We start from the raw sequence: 26504 nt of genomic DNA on the forward strand, positions 1-26504 counted from the left end.
GCCCCCGGTTCGGGGGCCCACCACCGGGCCGGGTCGTGCGGGCGGCGGTCAGACGCCGGCCGGCACGCGCTCCTCGTCGGGGTCGGCCGAGGGGGTCACCAGCTGCTTCTGCAGCTGCTCGCCCTCGACGTCGACGTTCGGGAGGATCTTGCCGAGCCAGCCGGGCAGCCACCAGGCGGCCTTGCCGAGCAGGGCGAGGACGGCGGGGACGATGGCCATGCGGACGACGAAGGCGTCGAAGAAGACGGCGATGGCCAGGCCGAAGCCGATCATCTTGATCATCGATTCGGAGGAGCCGATGAAGCCCGCGAAGACGCTGATCATGATGACGGCGGCGGCGGTGACGACCCGCGCGCCGTGCCGGAAGCCGGTCACGATCGCCTGGCCGGGGCGCTCGCCGTGGACGAACGCCTCCCGCATCCGGGTCACGAGGAAGACCTCGTAGTCCATCGCGAGGCCGAAGACGACGCCGACCATGAAGATCGGCATCATGCTCATGATCGGGCCGGTCTCCTCGACGCCGAAGAGCGAGCCGAGCCAGCCCCACTGGAAGACCGCGACGACCGCGCCGAGGGCGGCGACCACGGACAGCAGGAAGCCGAGTGCGGCCTTGAGCGGGACGAGCACGGAGCGGAAGACGACCATCAGCAGCAGGAAGGCCAGGCCGACGACGAGTGCCAGGTAGGGCAGCAGGGCGTCGTTGAGCTTCTGCGAGACGTCGATGTTCATCGCCGTGGACCCGGTGACGAGCACCTTGGCGCCGGTGTCCGAGGTGATCTTGCCGCCCTTGTCACGGATGGCGTGGACGAGGTCCTCGGTCTGGGTGCCGGTCGGCTTGGACTTGGGCACCACGGTGATCGTCGCGGTGTCACCGGCCTTGTTGAAGGCGGCCGGGGTGACCATGGCGACGTCGTCCATGCCCTTGATGGTGTCGACCACGGTGTCCGCGGCGGCCTTGGGGTCGCTCGCCTTCGCCGCGTCGGTGACGATCATCAGCGGGCCGTTGAAGCCGGCGCCGAAGCCGTCGGCCAGCAGGTCGTACGCCTTGCGCTGGGTGCTGCTCTTGGGCTGCGCCCCGTCGTCGGGCAGGCCGAGCTGGAGCGAGGCGGCGGGCACGGCGATCGCGCCCAGGCCGAGCACACCGGCGGCCAGCACCCAGACCGGCTTGCGCAGGACGAAGCGGGCCCAGCGGGTGCCCATGTTGGGCTTGTCCGTGGCCGCGGGGCGGCCGTCGCGCTTGCGGTCCTTGCGGGCCAGCACCTTGCGGGGGGCGAAGCCGAGCAGGGCGGGGATGAGGGTGAGCGCGATGAGCACGGCGATGGCGACGGTCCCGGCGGCGGCCAGGCCCATCTTCGTCAGCATGGGGATGTTGACGACCGCGAGGCCGCCCAGCGCGATCACCACGGTGAGGCCGGCGAAGACCACCGCGGAGCCCGCGGTGCCGACGGCCCGTCCGGCCGCTTCCTCGCGTTCGCGGCCCTCGGCCACCTCGGCGCGGTAGCGGGAGACGATGAAGAGCGCGTAGTCGATGCCGACCGCGAGGCCGATCATCATGGCGAGCGTCGAGGTGTTGCTCGACAGGTCGAGCACGGGCGCGAGCGCGGCGATCGAGGAGACGCCGATGCCGACGCCGATGATCGCGGTGAGCAGCGGCAGACCCGCGGCGACCAGCGAGCTGAAGGTGATCAGCAGGACGACCGCGGACACCGCGATGCCGATCATCTCCGAGCCGCCCTCGGGCATGGACTGGAGCGCGCTGCCGCCGGTCTCGACGGTCAGCCCGGAGTCCCGGGCGTGCTTCGCGGCGTCCTTGAGCGTGTCGCGCGAGGCGTCGGTGAGGTCCTGCGGCTTGGCCTTGTAGGTGACCGAGGAGTACGCGGTCGTGCCGTCCTTGCTGACGGCGTTCGCCTTGAACGGGTCGGCGGCCGAGGCCACCTGGGGACCGGCGAGCTCGGCGACGGCCTTCTCGACGGCGGCCTGGTTCTTGACGTCGGTGATCTTCTGGCCGTCGGGGGCCTTGAAGACGACGCGGGCGCTCGCGCCGTCCGGCGTCTGGCCCGGGAAGCGCTGCTCCAGCAGGTCGAAGGCGGCCTGCGCCTCGGTGCCCGGGATGGAGAAGTCGTTGTTGGTGGACTTGGACGCGGTGGCGGCGCCCGCGCCGGCGAGCACCAGCAGCAGCACCCATATGAGGGCTGCGTACCAGCGGCGCCGGAAGGCGAGCCGGCCGAGTCTGTAGAGGAACGTGGCCACGAGGCGTTGTGCTCCCGTCGTGTCGAGATCTGGCGTAACAGGGCGTGAGGTACCGGCCCGACGACGAGAGCGGCGCGTCAGGTTGGGGGGTTGATCGGATCAGAGGCCGAGTGCGGGGACCATCACGGCGTTGATGTAGCGGGCCAGATACGCGGAGTCCGCGGTCCGGTCCTCGATCAGGTGGCGGGTGACGAAAGCGCCGACCATCATGTGCCCGACGTAGTCGAGCGCGGGGTTGTCGGCGTCGAGCTCGCCCCGCTCGACCCCGCGTCGCATCACCGCGTCCAGCCCCTGGAGCTCGGGCTCGATCAGCAGCTCACGCAGCGCGCGGCGGAGGTCGGGGTTGGTGTGGATCGCGTGGCCCAGACCCCGCATCAGCGCGGCGTCCTTCTCCATCTGCGCGTCGTCGGCGGCGCACAGCATGGCCTGGAGGTCACCGCGGACGGTGCCGGTGTCGATACTGGAGATCTTGACCGGCTTCTGGTGCCGCAGCGCGCTCGCGACCAGCTCGGGCTTGCCCTTCCACTGGCGGTAGAGGGTGGCCTTGCTGGAGTGCGTACGGGCCGCCACGGCGTCCATGGTGAGGGCGTCGTAGCCGACCTCGCGCAGGATCTCCAGGACGGCCCCGTAGAGCTCGCCTTCCCGTTCGGGCGTCAGCCGGGTGCGGCGTGGCAGCGTCGGCTCGGGTGGGTCCTTCGGCATGCGCCACTCCTTCCGGCCACTTGAACGAAACGGTTTCGTACACGTACACCACGAGCGTACGTCCCGGCCTTGCGAAACGTCGTCGTTTCGATGGTGTTCTCCGTCACGGGCGGAACCACGGGCGGAATCACGGACCGAGTTGCCGTGGCCCTCCGGGGCCGAAACGATGAGGAGGTGAGTGATGCGTATCTGCGGTTCCCTCATCTGCACGGCGATCTGCTCTGCTTCACGGCCGAGGACGACCTCTGGATCGCCCCCCTCGACGCCGACGGCGCGAAGGACGCCGCTCGCGCCTGGCGGCTGACCGTCGACCGGACCCGGGTCGGGCACCCCCGCTTCTCCCCCGACGGCAGGCACATCGCCTTCACCACCTGGCGCAGCCTGGACCCCGAGATCCACCTTGCCCCCGTCGACGGCGGGCCCGCCCGCCGGCTCACCTACTGGGGCAGCACCGACGCCCGCGTCTGCGGCTGGGCGCCGCCCGACCAGGACGGCCACTGCGACATCCTCGCCGTCTCCTCGCACGGCCAGCCCTTCTCCTACTTCTCCTGGGCCTACCGGCTGCCCACCGACGGCGGGCCCGGCGGGCGGCTGCCGTGGGGTCCCGCGTCCGACATCGCGATCGGCGGGGCGGAGTGCCGGACGCTGCTGCTGACGGGCAAGCCGCCGCACGAGCCCGCCGCCTGGAAGCGCTACCGCGGCGGCGCCACGGGGCGGCTGTGGCTGCACGGCACCCGGCTGGTGCCGGACCTGCGCGGCCACCTGGACTCGCCGATGTTCGTCGCCGGCCGCGTCGCCTTCCTCTCCGACCACGAGGGCGTCGGCAACCTCTACTCCTGCCTGCCCGACGGCTCGGACCTGCGCCGCCACACCGACCACGGCGACTTCTACGCCCGGCACGCGTCCACCGACGGCTCGCGCGTGGTCTACCAGTGCGCGGGCGGGCTGTGGCTGGTGGACGACCTCGGGCCGCGGGGCGTCCCGCGCAGACTGGACGTGCGCCTGGGCGGGCCGCGCGCCGGACGCCGCCCGTACCAGGTGCAGGCCGCCACCAACGTCGAGGCGCTCACCGTGGACACCACCGGCCGCGCCAGCGCCGTCGAGGTGCGCGGCAGCCTCTACTGGCTGACGCACCGCGACGGGCCGGCCCGGACGATCGCCGACACCCCGGGCGTACGGGTCCGGCTGCCGGAGATGCTCGGCTCGACCGGCCAGGTCGCCTATGTCACGGACGCCGAGGGCGAGGACGCGATCGAGATCGCGCAACTGCCGCGCGCCACCGGGCCCGCCGAGCCGCGGCGGCTGGCGGCGGGCCGGATCGGCCGGGCGCAGGAACTGATCGCCGCCCCGGACGGCGAGCGGCTGGCCGTCGCCGCGCACGACGGGCGGCTGCTGCTCGTGGACACCTCCCCCGAGGGCGAGGGCGAGGTCCGCGAACTCATCCGCTCCACCAACGGCCCCGTACGCGACCTGGCGTTCTCCCCCGACTCGGCGTGGCTGACCTGGTCGCACCCCGGCGTCGGCCGCTCGCTGCGCCAGATCAAGATCGCCAGGCTGTCGGACCGGCTGATTGTCGACGTCACCAACGGCCGCTTCGAGGACGAGCAGCCCGTCTTCACCCGCGACGGCCGCTATCTGGCCTTCCTGTCGTGGCGCGGCTTCGACCCGGTCTACGACGTGCACACCGGCGACCTCTCCTTCCCGCTGGGCTGCCGCCCCTATCTCGTGCCGCTGTCGTCGGCGACGCCCTCGCCCTTCGCGCTGACGACGGAGGGCAGGCCCGCGGCCGGAGGGCTCGACTCCGACGACAGCGGCAGCGCGGAAGGGGCGACGATCATCGAGGTGGAGGGGCTGGAGAGCCGGGTGACGCCCTTCCCGGTGGCCGCCTCGAAGTACTCCGCGCTCGACCCCGTCAGCGGCGGCGGCCTGGTGTGGCTGCGCTGGCCGATCTCCGGCGCCCTCGGCGAGACCTTCGCCAACCCCGCCGACACCTCCGGCCGCCCCACGCTCGAACACTTCGACCTGGCCAAGGCCAAGCGCACCGAACTCACCAGCTCCCTGGACTGGTTCGCGGTCAGCGGCGACGGCACCCGCCTGGTGATCAACGACGAGGGCGAGCTGCGGGCCGTGCCCTCCGGGGACGTCGGCGACTCCGACTCGACCGTCTACATCGACATGCGGCGCATCCTGCACGACGTGGACCCGGCGGCCGAGTGGCGGCAGGCGTACGAGGAGGCGGGGCGGATCGTCCGCGCGTACTTCTGGGAGCCGGGGATGTGCGGCATCGACTGGGACGCGGTACTCGCGCAGTACCGCCCGCTGGTCGAACGCGTCGCCTCCCCCGACGACTTCGCCGACCTGCTGCGCGAGCTGCTCGGCGAGCTGGGCACCTCGCACGCCTATGCGGTCCCCGCCCGCCGCAACGAGGGCCCGCCGCACTACCAGCGTGCCATCGGCCTGCTGGGGGCCAACCTCGTGCACGACAAGGACGGCTCCTGGACCGTGCGGCGCATCCTGCCCGGCGACTCCTCCGACTCCAAGGCCCGCTCCCCGCTGGCCGGTTCCGGCGTCCGGGAGGGTTCGGCGCTCACCCACGTCGACGGGCGGCCCGTGGACCCGGTAGCGGGCCCGTACCCGCTGCTGGCGGCGGCGGGCGGCACGACCGTCGAGCTGACCTTCCGGCCCCCCGGGCCCGACGGGCACCCGCGCCGCGTCGCCGTCGTCCCGCTGGTCGACGAGCGGCCGCTGCGCTACCAGGACTGGGTGGCCAAGCGGCGCGCGGTCGTACGGGAGCTGAGCGGCGGCAAGTGCGGCTACCTCCACATCCCCGACATGGGCGGCTCCGGCTGGGCGCAGTTCAACCGCGACCTGCGGATGGAGATGTCCCGCCCGGCACTGATCGTCGACGTGCGGGGCAACGCGGGCGGCAACATCAGCGAGCTGGTCGTGGAGAAACTGACCCGCACCATCGTCGGCTGGGACCTCACGCGCGGCGCGCAGCCGGTGTCGTACGCGAGCAACGCGCCGCGCGGCCCGGTCGTGGCCATCGCCGACGAAATGACCTCCTCCGACGGCGACATGATCACCGCAGCCTTCAAACTCCAGGGCATCGGGCCGGTGGTGGGCCTGCGCACCTGGGGCGGGGTCGTCGGGATGACCGGCCGGCACCGGCTCGGGGACGGCTCGTCGATCACCGTGCCGATGAACGCGGCGTGGTTCGACGCCTACGGCTGGGGCGTGGAGAACCACGGCGTCGAGCCGGACATCGAGGTGGACCGCACCCCGCTGGACTGGGCGGAGGGCCGCCACAAGCAGATGGACGACGCCGTACGGCTCGCGCTCGACCTGCTGGAGAGGCACGGCTGCGCCGAACCCCCGGACTACTCGGACGCACCGGACCTCCGCAGGCCCGAACTCCCGCCGAGGTAGGCGGAACAATCCAGCCCGTCCGGCGTTTGAGGACGCTCCCGAAGGGAGCTCCCGCCGCAGGCGGCAAGAGTGCAGCAGCCGAACGACGAGAGCGGGCCCGGGGGCGAACCCCGGACCCGCTCTGCCGGACGCAGTCGACTAGGTGCGGTCGTCGAGGTCGTCCTGGATGTCGTCGAAGGACTGCTGGCCCTGCTGCCTGGCCTGCTCCGCGCGCTGGCGCAGGCGCTCCTGCTCGCTCTGGCCGCGCTGCTTCGCCTCGTCCTGCTTGCCCTGCATCTTCTGCTTGGCCTGCTGGGCCTTGGCCTGCATCTCGTCCTTGATGCCCATGCTGTTCACTCCTCGTGGGGGGTGTGGGAGGGCGTTGGACCGCCCCCGGAACAGCGTGGCACGCACCCTCACGGCCCGCATATCGTACGACTACCCTCCGCTATCGCACGGCCCGCGCCTTCTCGTCGGCCGCTCCCCCGGCGCCCACAAGTCCCGTGCGCCTCCCGGACAGTTCGGGTGCGAGGCGGCGCATCTCGCGGCGGGCGCCCACGGCGATCAGCGCGGGCAGCAGGCCGCGCACGGGCTGCAGCGCGCGCAGCCACCCCTGTGCGTAGATGTGCGCGGAGCGCCGTTCGATGCCCGCGACCAGCCGGTCGACGGCCGGGCCGAGGGGGTAGGTGCGGTTCGCGGGCCACGGCAGCCGCTCGCGTGACTTCCGCATCACCGGGTCCTCGTCGGCCCCGCGCACCATGTCGGTGTCCGTCCAGCTGAGATAGCCGACGCCGACCCGTACGCCCCGGTGGCCGACCTCGGCGCGCAGGCAGTGCGCGTACGCCTCGACGCCCGCCTTCGACGCGCAGTACGCGGTCATCATCGGCGCCGGGCTGATCGCCGCCAGCGACGCGATCTGGAGCAGATAGCCGCGGCTCTCGGCGAGTACGGGCAGGAAGGCGCGGCCGGTGACGGCGCTGCCGATGAGGTTGACCTCGACGACGCGCCGCCACGCCTCGTGGTCGGAGTCCTCCAGCGGGCCGCCGGCGGCGACGCCCGCGTTGGCGACGACGATGTCCACCTTGCCGAACCGGGCCTTGACCTCGCGGGCCACCCGCGCCATCGCCTCGTGGTCGGTGACGTCGGCGTACCAGTGCGCGGCGTCCTCGTGGAGCGAGGACGCGACCCGGCGCAGCTCGTCCTCCTCCAGGCCCACCAGTGCGACGCGGGCGCCGCGTGCCGAGAGTTTGCGGGCCAGTTGGGCGCCGATGCCCCGCGCGGCGCCGGTGACGACGGCGACCTGTCCCTCCAGCGGCAGGCGGCTCATCGGGCGGCCTCCGCGGCGGGGCGGGCGCTGCCGGCGGTGCTCGGCACGCGCAGCACCTGGTACTCGGTGAGGTCCACCTGGCGGGTGACCTTCCGGAACTCCGTGGTGGAGCCGGGCCAGGCGGTGGTGTTGCGGCCGCCCGCGTCGAGGTACCAGCTGGCGCAGCCGGTGTTCCAGACCGAACGCGCCAGCCGCGCCTGGAGTCTGCGGTTCCAGGCGCCCACGGCGGACGGGCGGGCGTCGAGCGCCGCCTTGTGCGAGGGGCCGCCCAGGATCTCCAACTGCCGCATGTAGTCGATGAGGTAGTTGAGGTGCGATTCGATGATGAGGATCATCGAGCTGTTGCCGAGGCCCGTGTTGGCGCCGATGATCGTGAGGAAGTTGGGGAACCCGGCGACGGTGGCGCCGCGCAGCGCGGCCATGCCGTCCTTCCACTCCTCGGCGAGCGTACGGCCCTCGGCGCCGGTGACCAGCCGGCCGATGGGCTGGTCGGTGACCCGGAAGCCGGTGCCGAAGACGATCGCGTCGGCCTCCGTCTCCGTGCCGTCGGCGGCGATCAGCGTGGAGCCGCGCACCTCGGCGAGCCCGGAGGTCACCAGGTCCACATTGGGGCGGGTGAGCGCGGGGTAGTAGTCGTTGGAGAGCAGGATGCGCTTGCAGCCGATGCGGTAGCCGGGGGTCAGGGCGGCCCGCAGCGCCGGGTCCTTGACGGCCTTGCGCAGGTGGGAGGCGGCGAGCCGCTCCAGGATCCGCAGGTCGGACGGCCGCTTGGTGAACATCCCGACCTGCAACTCCCTTACCCCCCACAGCAGTCCGCGGCGCAGCAGGCGGGTGGCGGGGACCTTGGCGTGCAGCCATTGCTCGGCGTGGGAGATCCTGCGGTCGGCGCGCGGCACCACCCAGGCCGGGGTGCGCTGGAAGAGCGTCAGCCGCCGCACCTCCGGCTGGATCTCCGGCACGATCTGGATGGCCGAGGCGCCCGTGCCGACCATGGCGACGCGCTTGCCCCGCAGGTCGTAGTCGTGGTCCCAGCGGGCGGAGTGGAAGACCTTGCCGGGGAAGGTGTCCAGGCCCGGCACGTCGGGGACGCTCGGCTCGGAGAGCGGGCCGGTCGCGGAGACCACGACGTCGGCGGTGAGCGGGCCGGAGGCGGTCTCCAGCTCCCACAGCAGCCGGTCCGCGTCCCAGCGCAGCGCCAGCACCTCGGAGTCGAAGCGCAGGTGGGGGCGGATGCCGAAGGTGTCGGTGACCCGCTCCAGATAGGCGCGGATGTGGGGCTGGCCGGAGAAGTTGCGCGGCCACTCGGGGTTGGGGGCGAAGGAGAAGGAGTAGAGGTGCGAGGGGACGTCGCAGGCGCAGCCGGGATAGGTGTTGTCCCGCCAGGTGCCGCCCACGGAGCCGGCGCGCTCCAGGACCACGAAGTCGGTGATCCCTTCGCGCCGGAGCCGCACCGCCGCCCCCAGCCCCCCGAACCCGGACCCGATCACCGCCACCCGTACGTGCTCGCGCTCGGCCATGCCGCCGCCTCCCGAAGCCGCTCCATCACGCCAGCGTTCACTGGCACAGTCGCGAGAGTAAGCGAGCGCTCACGCGAGCGATAGGGGTGCGCGGCGGGTAAGTTACCGGGGGTTGCGGGCAGTTGGGAGGGGTGCGGGTCCGTTGCGCCCACAGGCAGAACGGACCCCCACCCGACCGCAGCCCTGACTACAGCTCGTATGCCACCGTCACCGGCGCATGATCCGACCACCGGAGATCATGGCTCGCGGCGCGCTCCACCGCGGCCTTGCGTGCTCGGTCGGCCAGGGCCGGGGTCGCCACGTGGTAGTCGATGCGCCAGCCCGAGTCGTTGTCGAAGGCGCGGCCCCGGTAGGACCACCAGGAGTACGGGCCCTCGACGCCCGGGTGGAGGGCGCGGACCACGTCCGTGTACTCCGCGAAGACCTCGGTCAGCCAGGCGCGCTCCTCGGGAAGGAAGCCCGCGCTCTTGCGGTTGGCCTTCCAGTTCTTGAGGTCGGCCTCGGTGTGGGCGATGTTCCAGTCGCCGCAGACGAGCACCTCGCGGCCGTCCGCCGCCGCCCGCGCGCGCAGCGCGACGAGGTAGGGGAGGAATTCGGCCATGAAGCGTTCCTTCTCGTCCTGGCGCTCCGTGCCGACCTCGCCCGAGGGGAGGTAGAGGCTGGCGACGGTGACGCCGGGCAGGTCGACCTCCACATAGCGGCCGCTGCCGTCGAACTCCGCCGAGCCGAAGCCGACGCGCACGGCGTCGGGCTCGCGCCGCGAGTAGACGGAGACGCCCGCGCGGCCCTTCGCGGCCGCCGGGGCGTGCACGGTGTGCCAGCCCGCGGGTTCGCGCACGTCGTCGGGGAGCTGGTGGGCCTCCGCGCGCACTTCCTGGAGGCAGACGACGTCGGCCTCGGTGGCGGCCAGCCAGTCGACGAAGCCCTTCTTGGCGGCGGCGCGCAGGCCGTTCACATTCACGGAGGTCACGGTGAGCATTCCGGCACGATACCGACTTCCTCCACAGCCCTGCCGCCGGCGGCCGCCCGGCCGTACGATCCGTTGAATGCGCATCGTTCCCGTCGCCTTCGACCACCCGGACGCCGTGAAGCTCAATGACCAGGTGCAATTGGAGTACGCGGAGCGCTATGGGGAGCAAGGCGATCTCACTCCCCTGGAGCCCGCCCATTTCGACCCGCCGCGTGGCCTATATCTCATCGCGTACGAGGACGACGGCACGCCGGTCGCCACCGGCGGCTGGCGCGCGCACGAGGCGAACGCCGAGGGGTACGCGGACGGGGACGCGGAGCTGAAGCGGATGTACGTGGTGCGGGGCGCGCGGGGGCGCGGTCTGGCGCGGCGGATACTGGCGGACCTGGAGGAGGACGCGACGGCCGCGGGGCGGGTGCGGATGGTCCTGGAGACGGGGGACATGCAGCCGGAGGCCATAGCCCTGTACACATCGTCGGGTTACGCACCGGCGGTGACGAAATTCGGCTTCTACCGCAATTATCCGAGCAGCCGCTGCTTCACGAAGCCGTTGGGATAGCGCCGAGTCGTCGCGACGGCGCCGCGGTCACTCGTCGTGCGGCGGACGGTTGGCGATGGCCGCCTCGACCGCTTCGCGCACCCGGTCCGCCGGGTACCGCTCCAGGCCCGTGCCGAACGGTTCGAGCGCCGTGTCCAGGACGTCGGGGCGGTCCTCGGCGGCCTCGGCGATGAGCACCGTGCTCCCCGGCGGGACCTCCGCGGCCAGCATCTCGACGGCCGCGTTGGCGGCAGTCGCCTCGCGCGCGTCGCGCGCGCCCCCGATGAGGCCGCCCGCGCCGAAGCCGATCATGATGCCGAGCGGGCCGCCGAGGATGCCGACGAGCCCGCCGACCAGGCTGCCGACGGCGAAGCCGCGGGCCGTGCCGGTGTTGTCCTCGGTGGCGGGGAAGTCGAGGTTGCCCTCCGCGTCCCGGGTGATCACCGTGGCCTCGCGCAGCTTGATGTCGCCGTCGGCGTGCGCCTGGCGGAGCGCGTCGAGGGCGCCCTGGCCCTCGTGGGGGCCGTCGAGGTTCATGAAGAGGACGTGCTCGTCCATCGTGGCCGCTCCCGTGCGTCGGCGGAGGTGGTGGCTTCCACTGTTGCCCCTGCCGGGCCGGGCCGCACGTTCACGGGCTCCCGTCGGGCCCCGGCCCGCCCTCGCGCACCGCGGAGGTGAGGTCGAGAACCGCCTCGGCGCCGCCGCCCTCGGGGTTGGCGAAGGCCAGCCGGGCGCCCAGGACCCGCGCCTGCCCGGCGGCGATCGTCAGCCCCAGGCCGAGGCCGCTGCCGGAGCCCGTACGGAAGCGCTGCGGCCCGCTCCTGAGCAGCCGCGGCGGGAAGCCGGGGCCGCTGTCGCGTATGCGGACGACGCCGCCGTCGACCTCGGCGACGACCGGCGCGGCGCCGTGCCGGAAGGCGTTGGTGACGAGGTTGGCGAGGATCCGTTCGACGCGCCGCCCGTCGGTGTCGACGAGGCTGTCGCGTACGACGCGCACGTCGACCACCGCCCCGTCCGGCACGGCCGTCGCGCGCACCGCCCGGCGCGTCAGCTCGCCGAGCGCCCGTACGTCGGTCTCGGCGTGCTCGGCGGAGCCGTCGAGGCGGGCGACCTCCAGGACGTCCTCCATGAGTCCGCTCAGCCGCCGGGCCCGTTCCCTGACCATGTCGGCGGGGCGGCCGGGCGGCAGGAGGGCGGCGGCGGCCACCAGGCCGGCGACGGGGGTGCGCAGTTCGTGCGCGATGTTCGAGGTCACCTCGCGCTCGGCCTGGAGGCGGGCGGCGAGGGCGTCGGCCATGGTGTTGACGGCGACGGTCAGGCGGGCGATCTCGTCCTGGCCGCCGCGGGGTCTGAGGCGGGCGGTGAGGTCGCCGTGGGCGATCCGCTCGGCGGTGCGGGCGGAGGCGTTGAGGCGGCGGCCGGCCACGGTCGCGAGGCCCACGCCGACGACGCAGGCGAAGGCGGTGCCGAGGCCGCCGGCCAGCCAGAGGATCTCGTCGAGGTCCTGGAGGTTGCGCATCTGCCGGGTGTAGGGGTGCTTGAGGACGATGACATCGTTGCCGAGGCGGCTGCCCGCCCAGAGCGTCGGCTCGGGGCCGCTGCGGTCGAGATAGGTGGCGCGCCTGCCCCTGTCGATGGCCTTCCGCAGCGGCCCGGGTATCCGGTCGGGGTTGATGAGCGTCCGGGGCCGGTCGAAGCCCGCGGCGTGGTCCTCGACGGCCGCGCCGAGCCGGGAGTCGATGGAGTCGCGGGCGGTGTCGAGCTGGGTGAGGGCGGTGCGGTGGTGCACGACGAGGCCCATGATGACGGCGACCAGGGCGGCGGTGGCGGTGATGGCCACGCCGATCTTCGTACGCAGTCCCATGGTCCTCGGCTCCTCGGCGGCTAACGCTGGGGGACGTGGAGCCGCAGGTCGCGCAGCTCCGCTCGCTGCTCGGCCGGCAGGCCCGCGACGTCGACCGTGGCGCGGCTGTAGTAGGCGGAACGGTCCTGCCGCACCAGACCGCCGAGCGTGACCCTGGCCTCGTACGGCGTGCTGGCGCAGGCGGGCGCGCACCAGCTGCCGCCGACCTTGCCGGTGGCCTCCGCGGTCGCCCCGCCCCAGGTGCTCCAGCGCAGCTCGGTCAGGCGGACGGTGCCGGAGGCGGTGAACGCGGCGGGGCGGCGCAGCGGGGGCTTGCCCGCGCCCTCGGACACGGAGACCGTTCCGGTGCCGGGCGAGGGGCTCGGCGCGGGGCCCGTCACCTTGAGCCCGCCCGGCTCGGCGCAGCCGCACAGCGCGCCCAGCAGCCCGAGAGCGAGGGCCAGGGCGCCGAGGGTCGCGGTCAGGGAGCGCACCGTGCGCACGGGTTTCCTCGGGTCGGACGGTCGGGGGCGGCGTAGCAGGTCGGGTCGGCCCGATGGGGCCATTCGTGCCAAATGTAACCGGCGTGGCTGGATTGCTGACCGCGCCCCTGCCGCGTGGCGCTCGTCGGATCGTAGGATCACCGCGCTCAAGTGGTCCGGTCCGGTCGCCGCGGTGTCACGGTGGAGGTCACTCATGCATGTCGCCCGTCGTACGCTCCTGTGTGCTCTCGCCGGGTCCGCCGCGCTCGGCGCGGCGGGGCCGCCCTCCGCGGCCGCCGAGGGCCGGGCCGGCGGTGGCTCCGGCGCCGCCGCGGCCCTCGCCCGGCTGCTGCCCCGCCACCGCTCCCAGGTCACCTTCCGCACCGTGCCCCGCAGGGGCGGCGCGGACGTCTTCCGCGTCTCCGGCGGTCCCGGCACGCTCCTGGTGGAGGGCAGCACCCCGGCGGTGCAGCTCACCGGCTTCCACTGGTATCTCCGACACACGGCCCACGCCCACTTCTCCTGGAACGGTGCGCAGACCGCCCTCCCCGACCGCCTACCCGGCGTCCGTACCCCGCTGGCGAAGGCCGCGAACGTCGCGCACCGCTTCGTGCTCAACGACACCAACGACGGCTACGCCGGGCCGTACAGAGGGTGGGACTACTGGGAGCGCGAAATCGATGTACTGGCGCTGCACGGATTCAACGAGGTGCTGGTCTACGCGGGCGCCGACGCCGTCTACCACCGGACGTTCGCGGAGTTCGGCTACAGCGACGCCGAGCTGCGCGAGTGGCTGCCCGGCCCCGCCCACCAGCCGTGGTGGCTGCTGCAGAACATGGCGTCCTTCGGCGGTCCCCTCTCCCCCGCGCTCCTGGACCGGCGCACGGCCCTGGCGCGCAGGATCGTCCGGCGGCTGCGCGAGCTGGGCATGACGCCCGTCCTGCCGGGCTACTTCGGCACCGTGCCGCCCGGGTTCGCCCGGCGCAACCCCGGCGCCCGCACGGTCCCGCAGGGCGACTGGGGAGGCTTTCGCCGCCCCGACTGGCTCGACCCGCGCACGGCGCACTTCGGGCGGGTCGCCCGGACCTTCTACCGGGTGCAGCAGGAGCTGTTCGGGGCGAGTCCGATGTACAAGATGGATCTGCTGCACGAGGGCGGCGACCCCGGGAACGTACCGGTCGGCGCCGCCGCGCGGGCCGTGGAGAAGGCCCTGCGCACCGCGCACCCGCACGCCACCTGGGCCATCCTCGGCTGGCAGACCAACCCGCGCCGCGAGATCGTCGACGCCGTCGACAGATCCCGGATGCTGATCCTCGACGGGCTCTCCGACCACTACGCCAACGTGACCGACCGGGAGGCCGACTGGGCCGGCACGCCGTACGCCTTCGGGTCGATCTGGAACTTCGGCGGCCACACCGCGATGGGCGCCAACACCCGTGACTGGGCGGCCCTCTACGACCGGTGGCGGACGAAGAAGGGCAGCGCGCTGCACGGCATCGCCCTGATGCCCGAGGCTGCCGACAACAACCCCGCAGCTCTGGCCCTCTTCGCCGACCTGCCGTGGACGGACGGACCGGTGGACCTGCGCTCCTGGTTCGAGCAGTGGCCCCGCTACCGCTACGGCGCCACCGACGCCCACGCCGTGCGCGCCTGGGACGTCCTGCGGCACACCGCGTACGGCACCAGCCGCACGGACGGCTGGAGCGAGCCCGCCGACAGCCTCTTCGCCGCCCGCCCCGACCTGGCCGTCACCCACGCCGCCGCCTGGTCGCCGAGGCAACTGCGCTACGACGCGGGAGAGTTCGAACGCGCCCTGCCGGAACTCCTCGCCGTCACCCCCGCACTGCGCCGGAGCACCGCCTACCGCTACGACCTGCTCGACGTGACCCGGCAGTGCGTCGCCAACCGCGCCCGCCTCCTCCTGCCGCGCCTGAAGGCCGCCTACGACGCCGGTGACCGGGCCCGCTTCCACGGCCTGACCCGCGAGTGGCTCGGCTGGATGTCCCTGCTGGAGCAGGCCGTGGCGACCGACGGCGACCACCTGCTGGGCCGCTGGATCGCCGACGCCCGCGCCTGGGGCACGACCGGCGCGGAGCGCGACCGCCTGGAGTACGACGCGGTCTCCCTGCTGACCACCTGGGGCCCCCGCGCGTCGGCCGACCGGGGCAAGCTGCACGACTACGCCAACCGCGAGTGGTCGGGCCTGGTCGGCGGCCTCTACCGGCTGCGCTGGAAGACGTACTTCACATCCCTGGACACGGCCCTCGCGACCCACCGCAAGCCGAAGCCGGTCGACTGGTTCACCCTGGAGGACCGCTGGACCCGCGACCACCCCGCCTTCCCGACGAAGCCGTCGGGCGACATCGTGCGGATCGCCCGGACGGTGGCGGCGAAGCTCTAGCCGCCCAACTCACGGCACTCACCCGGACGTCCCCGGAAAAGCAGAGATCCCGCCCGATCGGAACGATCGGACGGGATCTCGTCAACTATCCCTGAGCCAACTCAAGAACAGTCGTTGCGGTGGACCTGAGGGGATTCGAACCCCTGACCCCCTCGATGCGAACGAGGTGCGCTACCGGACTGCGCCACAGGCCCTTGCAACGAGTGAAACTCTAGCACCTCCATCCGGGTGCTCAGAAATCCGCTCCCCCGCTGGTCAGCGACGCGGGCCGGGAACGGGCCCGGAGGTCACTCGTTGGCCGCGCGCGGGCGGTCGTCGTCGGCGTACTGGTCGAAGAGCGGGGTGCGGCCGCGCTCGCGGGGACGGCGGCGGGGGCGGCCGGAGCGGCGGTCCTCCGCGGGGCGGCGGCCGGTCGGTTCCGCGGTGCTGGAGCGGGCCGAGCTCCAGGTGTCCGGGGCGCCGAGGTCGACGCTGTCGCCGGCGCGCGGGGCGACCGGCGCGGTGACGTAGGTCGGCAGCGGCACGGGCACCGGCTCCCAGCCCTCGCCCGTGCCCCGGTCGCGCTGCTGGTCGACCCACTCCGCGTGGTCGGTCTGCTCGACCAGCGCGCGGCGGCCCGCCGTGGCCGAGGGCTCGGCGGGCGGGGCGGGCGCGGGCGCCGGGTGGGTGACGGTGTCATCGAGGGGCGCGGCGGCGGTCACGGGGTCCGGCGCCGCCTGGCGAGGGCGGGGCCGGCCCTCGCGGAGCCGCTGCGCGGCGAGTTCGGCCCGGCGCTGGTCCATGGTGAAGGCGAACCGGCGGCGCTCCTGCGTCCTGAGGTAGACGATGTACGCGCTGAGCAGCAGGGCGGGCGCGGCCGGGGCCCACAGGAACGCCAGCCCGCCGACGCCCGCGACGACCGCGCCGAGGGTGAAGGCCAGGAAGAGCACCACCGTGGTGCGGCGACGGCGCGCGAGCACCTTCGAGCGCCGGGCGCGCTCGGCGGCCGACGGGGAGGGGTGCGGCACCCCGGGGGGCGCACCGGCCGGCGCTTGCGCGGGCGCGCCGAAGGGCCGGACGTCGACCGTCTCGGTCGGCGCTTCCGGCTCGGACCCACGGGCGTCCACGGGGTCGCCGGAGTCCTGCGCGTCGTCGGTCGCGCGCCCTTCCAGGCCCTTGGCGTAACGGCGCTCCATGCCCGCCCGTCCGGACAGCAGCCGGATGGCGGTGCTGAAGCGTTCCGTCGGACGGGCTTCATTGAGCTCGTCCTGCCTACGGAGCCACATCGGCACCAAGTAGGCGGCCCAGGCCCCGACGATGACTGCGTAGATGAGGCCGCTGCTGCTCACACTTCACACCGTAGAGGGGCGCACGCGAGGGATTCCGCCAATTGGCCCGGTGTGTCGCACGATCCGGCTGATATCTCGAACTTTTTTTGTGATTGTTGGGACCGGAACCACTCGAATACTGTCAATTGACAGTTAAATTCGAACGTTTATTTTATTTGTGCGAGGTGCTCGGCCGGGACCGGTGCCAGCGCGCCAGCAGCCCGCCCGGGACCTCCTCGGCGGTCAGCGCGTAGACGAGGTGATCGCGCCAGGCGCCGTCGATGTGGAGGTACCCGGGGCGCAGGCCCTCCTCCCGGAAGTCGAGCTTCTCCACCACCCGGCGGCTGGGGAGGTTCTCCGGCCGGATGCACACCTCGACCCGGTGCAGCCCGAGGTGGTGGAAGCAGTGGTCGACGGCGAGCGCGACGGCGGTCGGCATCACGCCGCGGCCCGCGACGGCCGCGTCGACCCAGTAGCCGATGTGGGCCGAGCACATCGAGCCCCAGGTGATGCCCGCCACGGTCAGCTGGCCGGCCAGCCGCCCCTGGTACTCGATGACGAAGGGCAGCATCCGCCCGGCGTGCGCCTCGGCCCGCAGGTGGCGGACCATCTGCCGGTAGGTGGGGCGCTGGGTGGCCGGCCCGCCGGGCGGGGGCGGCGGGATCGTGGCCTCCCAGGGGCGCAGCCAGTCGCGGTTGCGGCGGTTGACCTCCCGCCAGGCGTGCTGGTCGCGCAGCTTGATCGGGCGCAGGAGGACATCGCCGTCCCGCAGCTCGGCGGGCCAGGCGCTCATGCCGGGGTCCGGGGGCCGTCCGCGGGCGGGCGCGGCGGCCGGGGCGCTCCGTCCGCCGCGCTGTGCGCCTCGCCCCCGCCCGGGTGGTCGCCGCCGTGCAGCTGGTCCACGGCGTGGACGAGGATCCGCTCCAGCACGGCCAGGCCGTCGCGTACGCCTCCGGTGGAGCCGGGCAGGTTCACGATCAGGGTGCGGCCCGCGACGCCCGCGAGGCCCCGGGAGAGGGCGGCCGTGGGGACCTTCGCCAGCCCTTCCGCCCGGATGGCCTCGGGGATACCGGGGATCTCGTGGTCGAGGACGCGGCGGGTGGCCTCGGGGGTGCGGTCGGTGGGCGAGATCCCGGTGCCGCCGGTGGTCAGCACCACGTCGTACGCCTGCCGCACCGCCTCCCGCAGGGCGGCCTCGACGGGGTCGCCGTCGGGGACCACCCGCGGGCCGTCCACGGCGAACCCGAGTGCCTCCAGACCGGCGACGAGCAGCGGGCCGCCCCGGTCGGCGTAGACCCCGGCGGCGGCGCGGTTGGAGGCGGTGACGACCAGCGCGCGGTACGGCTCCTGCTTCACGCCCCCGCCCCTTCCCGCTCCGCCCGGGTCCACGGGCCCGACTTGCCGCCGGTCTTCTCCTCCACCCGGACGTCCGTGATCACGGCGCCCTTGTCGACGGCCTTGACCATGTCGACGAGCGTGAGGGCGGCCACCGTGACGGCGGTCAGGGCCTCCATCTCCACGCCCGTACGGTCCGTGGTCCTCACCGTGGCGAGGATCTCGACGGCGTCGTCGGCCACGGTCAGGTCGACCTTGACGCCCGACACGGCCAGGGGGTGGCAGAGCGGGATCAGGTCGGGGGTGCGCTTGGCGCCCATGATGCCCGCGATGCGGGCCGTGGCGAGCGCGTCGCCCTTGGGAACGCCCTCGCCCCGCAGCAGTTCCACGACGCGCGGCGAGACGCGCACCCGGCCGCTCGCGCGCGCGGTGCGGGTGGTGACCTCCTTGGCGGAGACGTCGACCATCCGGGCCGCGCCCGCGCTGTCGAGGTGGGTGAGGCCGGTCGGCCGCGAAAGAGGGTCCTGGGCGCTGCTCATCGTTCTCCTGGTCCGGTCCGTTCGGGCAGACACCGTATCGGGCAGCGAGCGGGGCAGAGCGGTGCAGGTGCGGTCAGTCGAGGAGGATCACGTCGAGCTCGGTGCCCGCCTCCACGGAGGTGGTCTCCTCCGGGACGACTATGAGGGCGTTGGCGTCGGCGAGGGCCTTCACCAGATGGGACCCGGCGCCGCCGACGACCTTGACCGTGCCGTCCTCGTGCCGGCCGCGCAGGAACTGGCGGCGGCCCTTCGGGGAGGAGGCGACGGTGTCGGCGCACACGGCGCGCACGGTCGTGCGGTCGAAGGGGTCGAGCCCCATCAGGGCACGGACCGCGGGCCGCGCGAAGAGCTCGAAGGAGACGTACGAGCTGACGGGGTTGCCCGGCAGGGCGAGCAGCGGGACGCGGTCGGGGCCGATGCGGCCGAAGCCCTGCGGCTTGCCCGGCTGCATGGCCAGCTTGCGGAAGGAGACGCTGCCCTCGTCGCCGGCGAGCTCGGAGAGGGTCTCCTTGACCACGTCGTAGGCGCCGACGCTGACGCCCCCGCTGGTGACCACCATGTCGGCCCGGATGAGCTGGTCCTCCAGGGTCGAGCGCAGCGTCTGGGCGTCGTCGTCGACGGCGCCGACGCGGTAGGCGATGGCACCGGCGTCGCGGGCGCAGGCGGTGAGGACGAAGCTGTTGGAGTCGTGGATGCGGCCGGGGGTCAGCTCCGTGCCCGGCTGGACGAGCTCGCTGCCGGTCGACATGACGACGACGCGGGGGCGGGGCCGCACCCGCACAGTGGCCCGGCCGATCGCGGCGAGCAGGCCGATCTGGGGCGGGCCGAGGACCGTACCGGCGCGCAGGGCCAGCGATCCGGCGGCCACGTCGCTGCCGCGGGCGCGGACGTGGGCGCGGGCCGCGACGGGGCGGTGGACGCGCACCTCGCCGGTGGCGCCGTCCGGGGCGGCGCTGTGGGCGGCCATGGTGGTGGCGGGCCCGCCTCCGGTGCCGCCGTCGGTCCACTCGACGGGGACGACGGCCTCGGCGCCCGGCGGCAGGGGGGCGCCGGTCATGATGCGGGCGGCCTCGCCGGGGCCGACGGCGGGCGGCTCGCCGCTGCCCGCGGCCACGTCGCCGATCACGGTGAGCACCGCGGGGAACTCCGCGCTCGCGCCCTCGACGTCCGCCGTGCGGACCGCGTAGCCGTCCATGGAGCTGTTGTCGAAGGGCGGCAGGGCGGCGGGCACGGTGACGTCCTCGACGAGCACGCAGCCCTGGGCGTCCAGCAGTTGCAGCTCGATCGGCTCCAGCGGGCGGATCCGCTTGAGGATGTCGTCGAGGTGCTCGTCCACCGACCAGAGGCGCTCCTCGGCCGCGGCCGGGTCGGAGGGCGATCCGGCGGCGGATGTGTCGGTGGTTCTGCTCAAGGTGCTACATCTCCTCGGTGACGTAACGGCGAAGCCAGGCCCGGAAGTCCGGTCCTAGATCTTCACGCTCGCATGCCAGTCTGACAATGGCACGCAGATAGTCACCGCGGTCACCGGTGTCATAGCGGCGGCCCTTGAAGACGACGCCGTGCACGGGCCCGCCGAGGCCCGGCTCCGCGGCGAGGGCCTGGAGCGCGTCGGTGAGCTGGATCTCGCCGCCGCGGCCGGGCGCGGTCTCGCGCAGGACGTCGAAGACGGCCGGGTCGAGGACGTAGCGGCCGATGACGGCGTAGTTGCTGGGGGCCTCGGCGGGCTCGGGCTTCTCCACCAGGCCGGTGATCTCCACGACGTCGTCGACGTCGGTGGGTTTGACGGCCGCGCAGCCGTAGAGGTGGACCTGCGAGGGGTCGACCTCCATGAGGGCGATCACGCTGCCGCCGTGCTTGCGCTGGATGTCGACCATGCGGGAGAGCAGCGGGTCGCGGGCGTCGATGAGGTCGTCGCCCAGGAGGACGGCGAAGGGCTCGTTGCCGACGTGCGGGGCCGCGCACAGCACGGCGTGCCCCAGGCCCCGGGGGTCGCCCTGGCGGACGTAGTGCATCGTGGCCAGGTCGCTGGACTCCTGCACCCGCGCGAGCCGGGACTCGTCGCCCTTGCGCCGCAGGGCCTCCTCCAGCTCGTAGTTGCGGTCGAAGTGATCCTCCAGCGGCCGCTTGTTGCGCCCCGTGATCATGAGGACGTCCGACAGCCCGGCGAGGACGGCCTCCTCCACCACGTACTGGATCGCCGGCTTGTCGACAACCGGCAGCATCTCCTTGGGCGTGGCCTTGGTCGCCGGCAGGAAGCGGGTGCCGAGACCGGCGGCAGGGATGACAGCCTTGCTGATCCGAGGACGCGAATGAGTCATGGGCCGAACACTAACGGTTGGGAATGTGCGGAAGATGAGGCTCCACCGAGTATGACCCGAGACAAGGAGTTTGTACGAACAGTGATCAAAAACGAGGGTGGCAAGGCGGAGTTGCGGCGTTCTTTCCTCGCGATGAGAGCAGGGTTGACCATAGCCGACCGACAGGCCGCGGAGGCAGCTCTGGCCCGTCGCGCACTGGATCTCCCGGAGCTCGCCGAGGCCGAAACCGTGGCCGCCTACGTCTCGGTGGGGAGCGAGCCGGGGACCCGCGCCCTGCTGGACGCCCTGCGCGAGCGGGGGGTGCGCGTCCTGCTGCCGGTCCTGCTGCCCGACAACGATCTCGACTGGGGTCTCTACCGCGGCCCCGACCACCTCGTACGCGCCTCCCGCGGCCTCCTGGAGCCGGACGGCGAACGGCTCGGGCCGTCCGCCGTGACCTCCGCGGACGCGGTGCTGCTGCCGGGCCTGGCGGTGGACGGCCGCGGTCTGCGGCTGGGGCGGGGCGGCGGCTCGTACGACCGCGTCCTCGCGCGCTTGACGGTGGCCGGGCGGACTCCCGCGCGCGTGGTGCTGCTGTACGACGCCGAGGTCGTCGCCGAGGTCCCGGCGGAGCCGCATGATCAGCCGGTGGACGCGGTGGTGACACCGGGGGGTGCGCGCCGTTTTCGGTGACCGGACGCGAAAAACGCCGGACGGGCCGGATCCGTGGACCGTGGTCCTCGCATCCAGCCCGTCCGGCTCAGGCGCCCGGCGTCAGGGTTTGAGCGTCAACTCCGCGTCCGTCGCCTTCTTCACCGCATCGGGGCTGTAGGCCCAGGGGAGGAGCTCGCCCTTGGCCCACTTGTCCGTCTGGTCGTAGTAGTGGGCGTTGTACGCGTGCCCGGACGCGCCCGTGAGGTTGATCCACCGCGACTTGTCGAGATCGCCGAGGTTGACCACCATCCGCATCGACGGCACCCAGACGACGTCGTAGCCGCCCGCGGCGTTCCAGCCCGCGGCGTTGACCGCGGCCTCGCCGCCCGCGAGGTTCCAGGGACCGCGGTTGAGCAGCCAGCGCACGACGGCGGGGCCGTCCTTGCCGAGCGTCTGGTTCTTGAGGTTCAGCTGGTGCAGCCGGCCCCAGCTCCAGGAGTTGACGTCCTTGCCGAGCTTGGAGGTGAGCTCCCAGCGGGCGTCCTTCATGGCCTGGGCCAGCAGCTCGTCACGGTTGCCCGCGCCGGGGTTGGCGCGGGTGCCGTTGGTCTTCCACCACTGGTCGCCGGGCTTGTCGAGGATGCCCCGGACGACCTCGAACCAGCGGTCGCCGCCGTCGGGCTGCGCCGAGTCGGGGTCGCGCTCGCCGCACTCCTGGACGAGCCGGGTGTTGCCGTCGAGGTCCTCCTGCGGCCCGGAGTCGTTGGCCGGGCGGACCCGCAGGCACTGGCCCTTGACCCGCAGCTCCTTGGGCAGCTTGTTGCCGAAGGCGAGCTTGAGGGTGTTGCGCCACACGGCGTTGAAGTACGCGGCGGCCGCGGAGTCGGCCTCCTGGGTGTAGTCCCAGCCCTCCAGGAGCTTCTGTGCCTCGCGGACGTACTTCGTCTCGCGCTCGTTGTCGCCCTTGAGCTCGATCTTGAGGAGGTAGGGGGTCAGCAGCTTGGCGATCTCGCTGGTGTTGTCCATCTGCATCTTCTGCATGTCGTCCGTCGAGATCTTGCCCCCGTCCTTGATCTTCGACTGGATGAGGTCGTTGATGCGCTGGCTGCGGGCGCCGTAGCCCCAGTCCGAGGTCAGCTGGTTCGGGTACGTCTTGTCGGCGACGGCCTGGTTGGCGGCGACGATGTAGCCGCGCTTGGGGTTGTAGTCCCAGGGCATCTCGGCCTGCGGAACGGTGCCGGTCCACTTGTAGGCGGGGTCCCAGCCGGGGGCGGGGTAGCGGCCGTCGCCCTTGCGGACGGGGATGCCACCGGGCGCCTGGTAGCCGATGTTGCCCTGGGTGTCGGCGTAGATGAGGTTCTGCGAGGGCACCTGGAGGCTGGACGCGGCCTTCCGGAAGTCCTTGAAGTCCTTGGCCCGGTTCAGGTCCAGCAGGGCGTCCATGCTGTTGCCGGGGTCGAGCGCCGACCAGCGCAGCGACACGGCGTAGCCCTCGGCGCGGTCGGGCGCGGGGTCCTGCACGGGCGCGTCCTGGCCGACCTTGCCCAGCTCGCTGTTGCGGTCGGAGACCACCGGTCCGCTGTTGGTGGAGCGGATGGTGAACTCGCGGTCCTTGCCGCCCGCGACCTTGATGGTCTCCTTGCGGGTGGTGAAGGGCATCTGCTTGCCGTCGTAGAGGTAGCTGTCGGCGGTGACCTTCTCCAGGTAGAGGTCGGAGGTGTCGGAACGCATGTTGGTCATGCCCCAGGCGATGTCCTGGTTGTGGCCGATGACCACGCCGGGCATGCCGGAGAAGGTGTAGCCGGCCACGTCGTACGGGCACGCGGCGCTGACCTTGGTGCAGTGCAGGCCCATCTGGTACCAGAGCGAGGGCATCTGCGGTGCCAGGTGCGGGTCGTTGGCGAGCAGCGGCTTGCCGGTGGTCGTGTACTTGCCGGAGACGACCCAGGAGTTGGACCCGATGCCGTTGCCGGAGGGGCCGAGCAGCGCCGGGATCTTGTCGAGGGTGTTGGAGAGCGAGGACAGGCCGCTGCGCAGACCGCCCCCGGCGCTCCCGCCGGTGGTGGGGTTGGCCGCGCCCGCGCCGCCGGTGGTCCCGGTGGTGCCTCCGGTCGTGCCGTTCGTCCCGCCGGTGGTGCCGTTCGCGCCGCCCGCGGCCGTACCGCCCGGCTTGCCGTTCGTGCCCCCGGTGCCGTTCGCGCCGCCGGTCCGCGTGCTCTCGGACGGGGTGGCCTGCGGGTCGAACGCCTTGGTGAGCGGGTCGATCCCGCCGCCGTCGACGATCGGCTTGTTCCGGTCGTACGGGTACGCCGGGTAGAGCTGGTCGATCTGCTTGGGGCTCAGCCGGGTCGCGGCGAGCGAACGGTCGATCTCGTCCTGCATGTTGCCGCGCAGGTCCCAGGCCATGGCCTTCAGCCAGGCGACGGAGTCGACCGGGGTCCACTGCTCGGGCTTGTAGTCGTTCTGGAACGAAAGCGCCGCGTACTCGACGGAGAGCGACTTGCCCTGATGGTCCTTGAGATAGGCGTTGACCCCGTCGGAGTACGCCTGGAGGTATTTCTTGGTGGTCGCGGAGAGCTTGGTGTCGTACTCCTCCTGCGCGACCTTCCGCCACCCCATCGTCCGCACGAAGGCGTCGGTCTCCACCTGCCCGTCACCGAACATCTCGGAGAGGCGGCCCGCCGTCAGATGCCTGCGGACGTCCATCTCCCAGAACCGGTCCTGCGCCTGGACGAAGCCCTGGGCGCGGAAGAGGTCCTCGGCGGACTCCGCGTAGATCTGCGGGACGCCGTGCGCGTCGCGCGCGACCTTCACCTGTCCGGACAGCCCCTTGAGCTGGAGCGTGCCGCTGGTCTCCGGGAAGGAGGCGCGGACCGTACTGACGCTCCAGTACGCGCCGAAGCCGACGCCCGCCACGAGCAGCAGCACGAGAGTGATCACGAGCAGGCGGGCGCGGCGGCCTTTCTTCTTACCGGACTTCTTGCCGGAAGGGCCGGTCTTGTTGGCGGGCATCGCTGTCCTTAGAGGGGCAGGGTGGTCCTGGAGTGCTGAAGCAACCATAGGCGCAGCGCTCCGGGCGCCCGGACGCGGAGTCCGGCGGGACAGTGACATGCGTCGCTGTGGCCACTATCACGCGTCAAGAACCCGTAAAATATTAGGTTAGGAAACGAAGTAACGGTCGGCCGGAGGAACGTTTCGGCCGACATCCGTGGAAAGACTCGTGAAGGGATCGGCCCCTGACTGTCCACCACCTCAACGAACTCCTGTTGATCTGCTCCCTCGTCCTGCTCATCGCGGTGGCGGCGGTACGGATCTCTTCGCGCAGCGGGCTCCCCAGCCTGCTCATCTATCTGGGCATAGGCGTCGCCATCGGGCAGGACGGCATCGGCGTCCACTTCAACGACGTCGGCCTGACCCAGGTGATCGGCTATGCCGCACTGGTCGTGATCCTCGCCGAGGGCGGCCTCGGCACGAAGTGGCACGAGGTCAGACCCGCGCTGCCCTCGGCTGCCCTGCTGTCCACCGTCGGCGTCGCCCTCAGCGTGGGCATCACCGCCTCGGCGGCGCACTACCTGGCCGGCATGGAATGGCGGCAGGCGCTGATCATCGGCGCGGTGGTGTCCTCCACGGACGCGGCCGCCGTCTTCTCCGTGCTGCGCAACGTTCCGTTGCCCGCCCGGCTGACGGGTGTCCTGGAGGCCGAATCGGGCTTCAACGACGCCCCCGTCGTCATCCTCGTCGTCGCCTTCTCGGCGGCCGGACCGGTCGACCACTGGTACGTACTGGTCGGCAAGATCGCCCTGGAGCTGGCGATCGGCGCGGCCATCGGCCTGACGATCGGTCTGCTCGGCGCGTACGGCATGCGGCACGTGGCCCTGCCCGCCTCCGGCCTCTACCCGATCGCCGTGATGGCCATCGCGACCGCGGCCTACGCGGGCGGCGCGCTCGCCCACGGCTCGGGCTTCCTGGCCGTCTATCTGGCCGCGCTGATACTGGGCAACGCCAAACTGCCGCACTGGCCCGCCACCCGCGGCTTCGCCGAGGGGCTCGGCTGGATCGCCCAGATCGGCATGTTCGTCCTGCTCGGCCTGCTCGTCACCCCGCACGAACTGGGCGACGACATCCTGCCCGCGCTCATCGTCGGCCTGGTGCTGACCATGGTCGCCCGTCCGGTGTCGGTGTTCCTGAGCACGGCGCCCTTCCGCACGGCCTGGCAGGAGAAGGTACTGCTGTCGTGGGCGGGGCTGCGCGGGGCGGTGCCGATCGTCCTGGCCACCATCCCCATGGTGGCCGGGGTCGACGACAGCCGGACGATCTTCAACATCGTCTTCGTGCTGGTGATCGTCTACACCCTGGTGCAGGGCCCGACGCTGCCCTGGCTCGCCAGACGGCTGCGGCTGGGCGAGACCGAGCCCGAGGACCTGGGCATCGAATCGGCGCCCCTGGAGCGCCTGCGCGGCCACCTGCTGTCCGTCTCGGTCCCCGAGGGGTCGAAGATGCACGGCGTGGAGGTCGGGGAGCTGCGGCTGCCCGCAGGGGCGGCGGTCACCCTCGTCGTACGCGACGGCAAGAGCTCCGTACCGGGGCCCACGACCGTGCTGCGCCTGGGCGACGAGCTGCTGGTGGTGGCCACCGACCCGGTGCGCGACGCGGCGGAGAAGCGGCTGCGGGCCGTCAGCGAGGGAGGCAAGCTTGCGGGCTGGCTGGGGACACCCGGTACGCTAAAGGGGAAGTAACCTCGTTATTTCGCATTTCTTTGACCGAACCAACTCTGCCTGATGCAGGGCTGGCGCGACCGCACGGCGGCCGCGGTCGCGCAGCACAAGGCGGCCGGCACGGCATCTACCACGGTCCTGCGCGAGAGGACAGCTCTCGGCGCGCTCCGTGCGGTGTCCCCGTCCCGGTGCGCGCTACCAGGCGGCGGAAAGGCCCGG

The 26504-nt window shown here is 72.6% G+C and carries 21 protein-coding genes and 1 tRNA gene; 5 read left to right on the plus strand and 17 right to left on the minus strand.

Annotated elements, in window-relative coordinates; translation table 11 throughout:
* Window positions 1-48 precede the first annotated feature (48 nt).
* Window positions 49-2250, minus strand: a complete 2202-nt coding sequence (locus tag ABD269_RS07125) for an MMPL family transporter (protein WP_344116996.1) — start codon at window positions 2248-2250, stop codon at window positions 49-51.
* A gap of 99 nt (window positions 2251-2349) precedes the next feature.
* Complete coding sequence (locus ABD269_RS07130; protein WP_301886884.1) at window positions 2350-2952, minus strand: TetR/AcrR family transcriptional regulator; 603 nt, start codon at window positions 2950-2952, stop codon at window positions 2350-2352.
* Window positions 2953-3126: 174 nt separating this feature from the next.
* On the opposite strand from ABD269_RS07130, the gene ABD269_RS07135 reads away from it, so the two are divergent.
* Window positions 3127-6381 (plus strand): S41 family peptidase, encoded by a 3255-nt coding sequence (locus ABD269_RS07135; protein ID WP_344116997.1) that lies wholly within the window; start codon window positions 3127-3129, stop codon window positions 6379-6381.
* Between the two features lie 138 nt (window positions 6382-6519).
* Here the strand turns inward: ABD269_RS07135 and ABD269_RS07140 are convergent, their stop codons facing one another.
* From ABD269_RS07140 to ABD269_RS07155, 4 genes are all read right to left on the minus strand, one after another.
* The gene (locus ABD269_RS07140) at window positions 6520-6708 is read right to left on the minus strand and encodes a hypothetical protein (RefSeq protein ID WP_301886882.1); all 189 of its coding nucleotides are present in this window, start codon (window positions 6706-6708) and stop codon (window positions 6520-6522) included.
* A gap of 100 nt (window positions 6709-6808) precedes the next feature.
* The gene (locus tag ABD269_RS07145) at window positions 6809-7687 is read right to left on the minus strand and encodes an SDR family oxidoreductase (RefSeq protein WP_344116998.1); all 879 of its coding nucleotides are present in this window, start codon (window positions 7685-7687) and stop codon (window positions 6809-6811) included.
* Window positions 7684-9204, minus strand: coding sequence for a flavin-containing monooxygenase (locus tag ABD269_RS07150; protein WP_344116999.1), 1521 nt, complete (start codon window positions 9202-9204; stop codon window positions 7684-7686). The genes ABD269_RS07145 and ABD269_RS07150 overlap by 4 nt, the downstream gene beginning before the upstream one ends.
* A 187-nt stretch (window positions 9205-9391) precedes the next feature.
* Window positions 9392-10183: an exodeoxyribonuclease III gene (locus ABD269_RS07155; protein ID WP_344117000.1), complete on the minus strand. Its 792-nt coding sequence runs from the start codon at window positions 10181-10183 to the stop codon at window positions 9392-9394.
* A 67-nt stretch (window positions 10184-10250) separates the two neighbouring features.
* On the opposite strand from ABD269_RS07155, the gene ABD269_RS07160 reads away from it, so the two are divergent.
* Window positions 10251-10733 carry a GNAT family N-acetyltransferase gene (locus ABD269_RS07160; RefSeq protein WP_344117001.1) on the plus strand — a complete coding sequence of 161 codons (483 nt, stop codon included), beginning with the start codon at window positions 10251-10253 and terminating at the stop codon, window positions 10731-10733.
* A 27-nt stretch (window positions 10734-10760) separates the two neighbouring features.
* Here ABD269_RS07160 and ABD269_RS07165 read toward each other — a convergent pair whose 3' ends face one another.
* The 3 genes from ABD269_RS07165 to ABD269_RS07175 form a co-directional block, all read right to left on the minus strand.
* Window positions 10761-11270, minus strand: a complete 510-nt coding sequence (locus ABD269_RS07165) for a DUF1269 domain-containing protein (RefSeq protein ID WP_301886877.1) — start codon at window positions 11268-11270, stop codon at window positions 10761-10763.
* Window positions 11271-11340: 70 nt separating this feature from the next.
* Window positions 11341-12576 carry an ATP-binding protein gene (locus tag ABD269_RS07170; protein WP_344117002.1) on the minus strand — a complete coding sequence of 412 codons (1236 nt, stop codon included), beginning with the start codon at window positions 12574-12576 and terminating at the stop codon, window positions 11341-11343.
* A gap of 20 nt (window positions 12577-12596) precedes the next feature.
* Window positions 12597-13058 carry a hypothetical protein gene (locus ABD269_RS07175; protein WP_344117003.1) on the minus strand — a complete coding sequence of 154 codons (462 nt, stop codon included), beginning with the start codon at window positions 13056-13058 and terminating at the stop codon, window positions 12597-12599.
* A 193-nt stretch (window positions 13059-13251) separates the two neighbouring features.
* Here ABD269_RS07175 and ABD269_RS07180 point away from each other — a divergent pair, with 193 nt between their 5' ends.
* Window positions 13252-15438 (plus strand): alpha-N-acetylglucosaminidase, encoded by a 2187-nt coding sequence (locus ABD269_RS07180; protein ID WP_344117004.1) that lies wholly within the window; start codon window positions 13252-13254, stop codon window positions 15436-15438.
* A gap of 120 nt (window positions 15439-15558) precedes the next feature.
* Here ABD269_RS07180 and ABD269_RS07185 read toward each other — a convergent pair.
* The 7 genes from ABD269_RS07185 to galU form a co-directional block, all read right to left on the minus strand.
* A tRNA-Ala gene (locus ABD269_RS07185) sits at window positions 15559-15632 on the minus strand.
* 93 nt (window positions 15633-15725) lie between these two features.
* Window positions 15726-16766 (minus strand): divisome protein SepX/GlpR, encoded by a 1041-nt coding sequence (sepX, locus tag ABD269_RS07190; RefSeq protein ID WP_301886873.1) that lies wholly within the window; start codon window positions 16764-16766, stop codon window positions 15726-15728.
* A gap of 151 nt (window positions 16767-16917) precedes the next feature.
* Window positions 16918-17538 (minus strand): GNAT family N-acetyltransferase, encoded by a 621-nt coding sequence (locus ABD269_RS07195; protein ID WP_344117006.1) that lies wholly within the window; start codon window positions 17536-17538, stop codon window positions 16918-16920.
* On the minus strand, window positions 17535-18101 hold the full coding sequence (locus tag ABD269_RS07200) for a MogA/MoaB family molybdenum cofactor biosynthesis protein (protein ID WP_344117007.1): 567 nt from the start codon (window positions 18099-18101) through the stop codon (window positions 17535-17537). Before ABD269_RS07200 ends, ABD269_RS07195 begins: the two co-directional genes overlap by 4 nt.
* Window positions 18098-18619 carry a cyclic pyranopterin monophosphate synthase MoaC gene (moaC, locus tag ABD269_RS07205; protein WP_344117008.1) on the minus strand — a complete coding sequence of 174 codons (522 nt, stop codon included), beginning with the start codon at window positions 18617-18619 and terminating at the stop codon, window positions 18098-18100. Before moaC ends, ABD269_RS07200 begins: the two co-directional genes overlap by 4 nt.
* A 73-nt stretch (window positions 18620-18692) precedes the next feature.
* On the minus strand, window positions 18693-19955 hold the full coding sequence (gene glp / locus ABD269_RS07210; protein WP_344117260.1) for a molybdotransferase-like divisome protein Glp: 1263 nt from the start codon (window positions 19953-19955) through the stop codon (window positions 18693-18695).
* A 79-nt stretch (window positions 19956-20034) separates the two neighbouring features.
* Window positions 20035-20937 (minus strand): UTP--glucose-1-phosphate uridylyltransferase GalU, encoded by a 903-nt coding sequence (gene galU / locus ABD269_RS07215; RefSeq protein ID WP_116212238.1) that lies wholly within the window; start codon window positions 20935-20937, stop codon window positions 20035-20037.
* 51 nt (window positions 20938-20988) lie between these two features.
* On the opposite strand from galU, the gene ABD269_RS07220 reads away from it, so the two are divergent.
* On the plus strand, window positions 20989-21609 hold the full coding sequence (locus tag ABD269_RS07220) for a 5-formyltetrahydrofolate cyclo-ligase (RefSeq protein WP_344117009.1): 621 nt from the start codon (window positions 20989-20991) through the stop codon (window positions 21607-21609).
* Between the two features lie 81 nt (window positions 21610-21690).
* On the opposite strand, the gene ABD269_RS07225 is transcribed toward ABD269_RS07220, so the two are convergent.
* Window positions 21691-24582 (minus strand): penicillin acylase family protein, encoded by a 2892-nt coding sequence (locus ABD269_RS07225; RefSeq protein WP_344117010.1) that lies wholly within the window; start codon window positions 24580-24582, stop codon window positions 21691-21693.
* A 224-nt stretch (window positions 24583-24806) separates the two neighbouring features.
* Between ABD269_RS07225 and ABD269_RS07230 the strand changes: the two genes are divergently transcribed.
* Window positions 24807-26306, plus strand: a complete 1500-nt coding sequence (locus ABD269_RS07230; RefSeq protein ID WP_425572858.1) for a potassium/proton antiporter — start codon at window positions 24807-24809, stop codon at window positions 26304-26306.
* Window positions 26307-26504: the final 198 nt, after the last annotated feature.

It is taken from the genome of Streptomyces blastmyceticus, from assembly GCF_039521185.1.
In the GTDB taxonomy this organism is placed as follows: Bacteria; Actinomycetota; Actinomycetes; order Streptomycetales; family Streptomycetaceae; genus Streptomyces; species Streptomyces blastmyceticus.

Excerpts from the sequence above, each read along its gene's own strand:
- galU (WP_116212238.1), bottom strand. The coding sequence starts at position 20,937 with ATGACTCATTCGCGTCCTCGGATCAGCAAGGCTGTCATCCCTGCCGCC.
- ABD269_RS07155 (WP_344117000.1), bottom strand. The coding sequence starts at position 10,183 with ATGCTCACCGTGACCTCCGTGAATGTGAACGGCCTGCGCGCCGCCGCC.
- ABD269_RS07220 (WP_344117009.1), top strand. The coding sequence starts at position 20,989 with ATGACCCGAGACAAGGAGTTTGTACGAACAGTGATCAAAAACGAGGGT.
- ABD269_RS07140 (WP_301886882.1), bottom strand. The coding sequence starts at position 6,708 with ATGGGCATCAAGGACGAGATGCAGGCCAAGGCCCAGCAGGCCAAGCAG.
- ABD269_RS07160 (WP_344117001.1), top strand. The coding sequence starts at position 10,251 with ATGCGCATCGTTCCCGTCGCCTTCGACCACCCGGACGCCGTGAAGCTC.
- ABD269_RS07170 (WP_344117002.1), bottom strand. The coding sequence starts at position 12,576 with ATGGGACTGCGTACGAAGATCGGCGTGGCCATCACCGCCACCGCCGCC.
- moaC (WP_344117008.1), bottom strand. The coding sequence starts at position 18,619 with ATGAGCAGCGCCCAGGACCCTCTTTCGCGGCCGACCGGCCTCACCCAC.
- ABD269_RS07130 (WP_301886884.1), bottom strand. The coding sequence starts at position 2,952 with ATGCCGAAGGACCCACCCGAGCCGACGCTGCCACGCCGCACCCGGCTG.
- ABD269_RS07145 (WP_344116998.1), bottom strand. The coding sequence starts at position 7,687 with ATGAGCCGCCTGCCGCTGGAGGGACAGGTCGCCGTCGTCACCGGCGCC.
- ABD269_RS07180 (WP_344117004.1), top strand. The coding sequence starts at position 13,252 with ATGCATGTCGCCCGTCGTACGCTCCTGTGTGCTCTCGCCGGGTCCGCC.
- ABD269_RS07150 (WP_344116999.1), bottom strand. The coding sequence starts at position 9,204 with ATGGCCGAGCGCGAGCACGTACGGGTGGCGGTGATCGGGTCCGGGTTC.
- ABD269_RS07225 (WP_344117010.1), bottom strand. The coding sequence starts at position 24,582 with ATGCCCGCCAACAAGACCGGCCCTTCCGGCAAGAAGTCCGGTAAGAAG.
- ABD269_RS07165 (WP_301886877.1), bottom strand. The coding sequence starts at position 11,270 with ATGGACGAGCACGTCCTCTTCATGAACCTCGACGGCCCCCACGAGGGC.
- ABD269_RS07195 (WP_344117006.1), bottom strand. The coding sequence starts at position 17,538 with ATGAGCGCCTGGCCCGCCGAGCTGCGGGACGGCGATGTCCTCCTGCGC.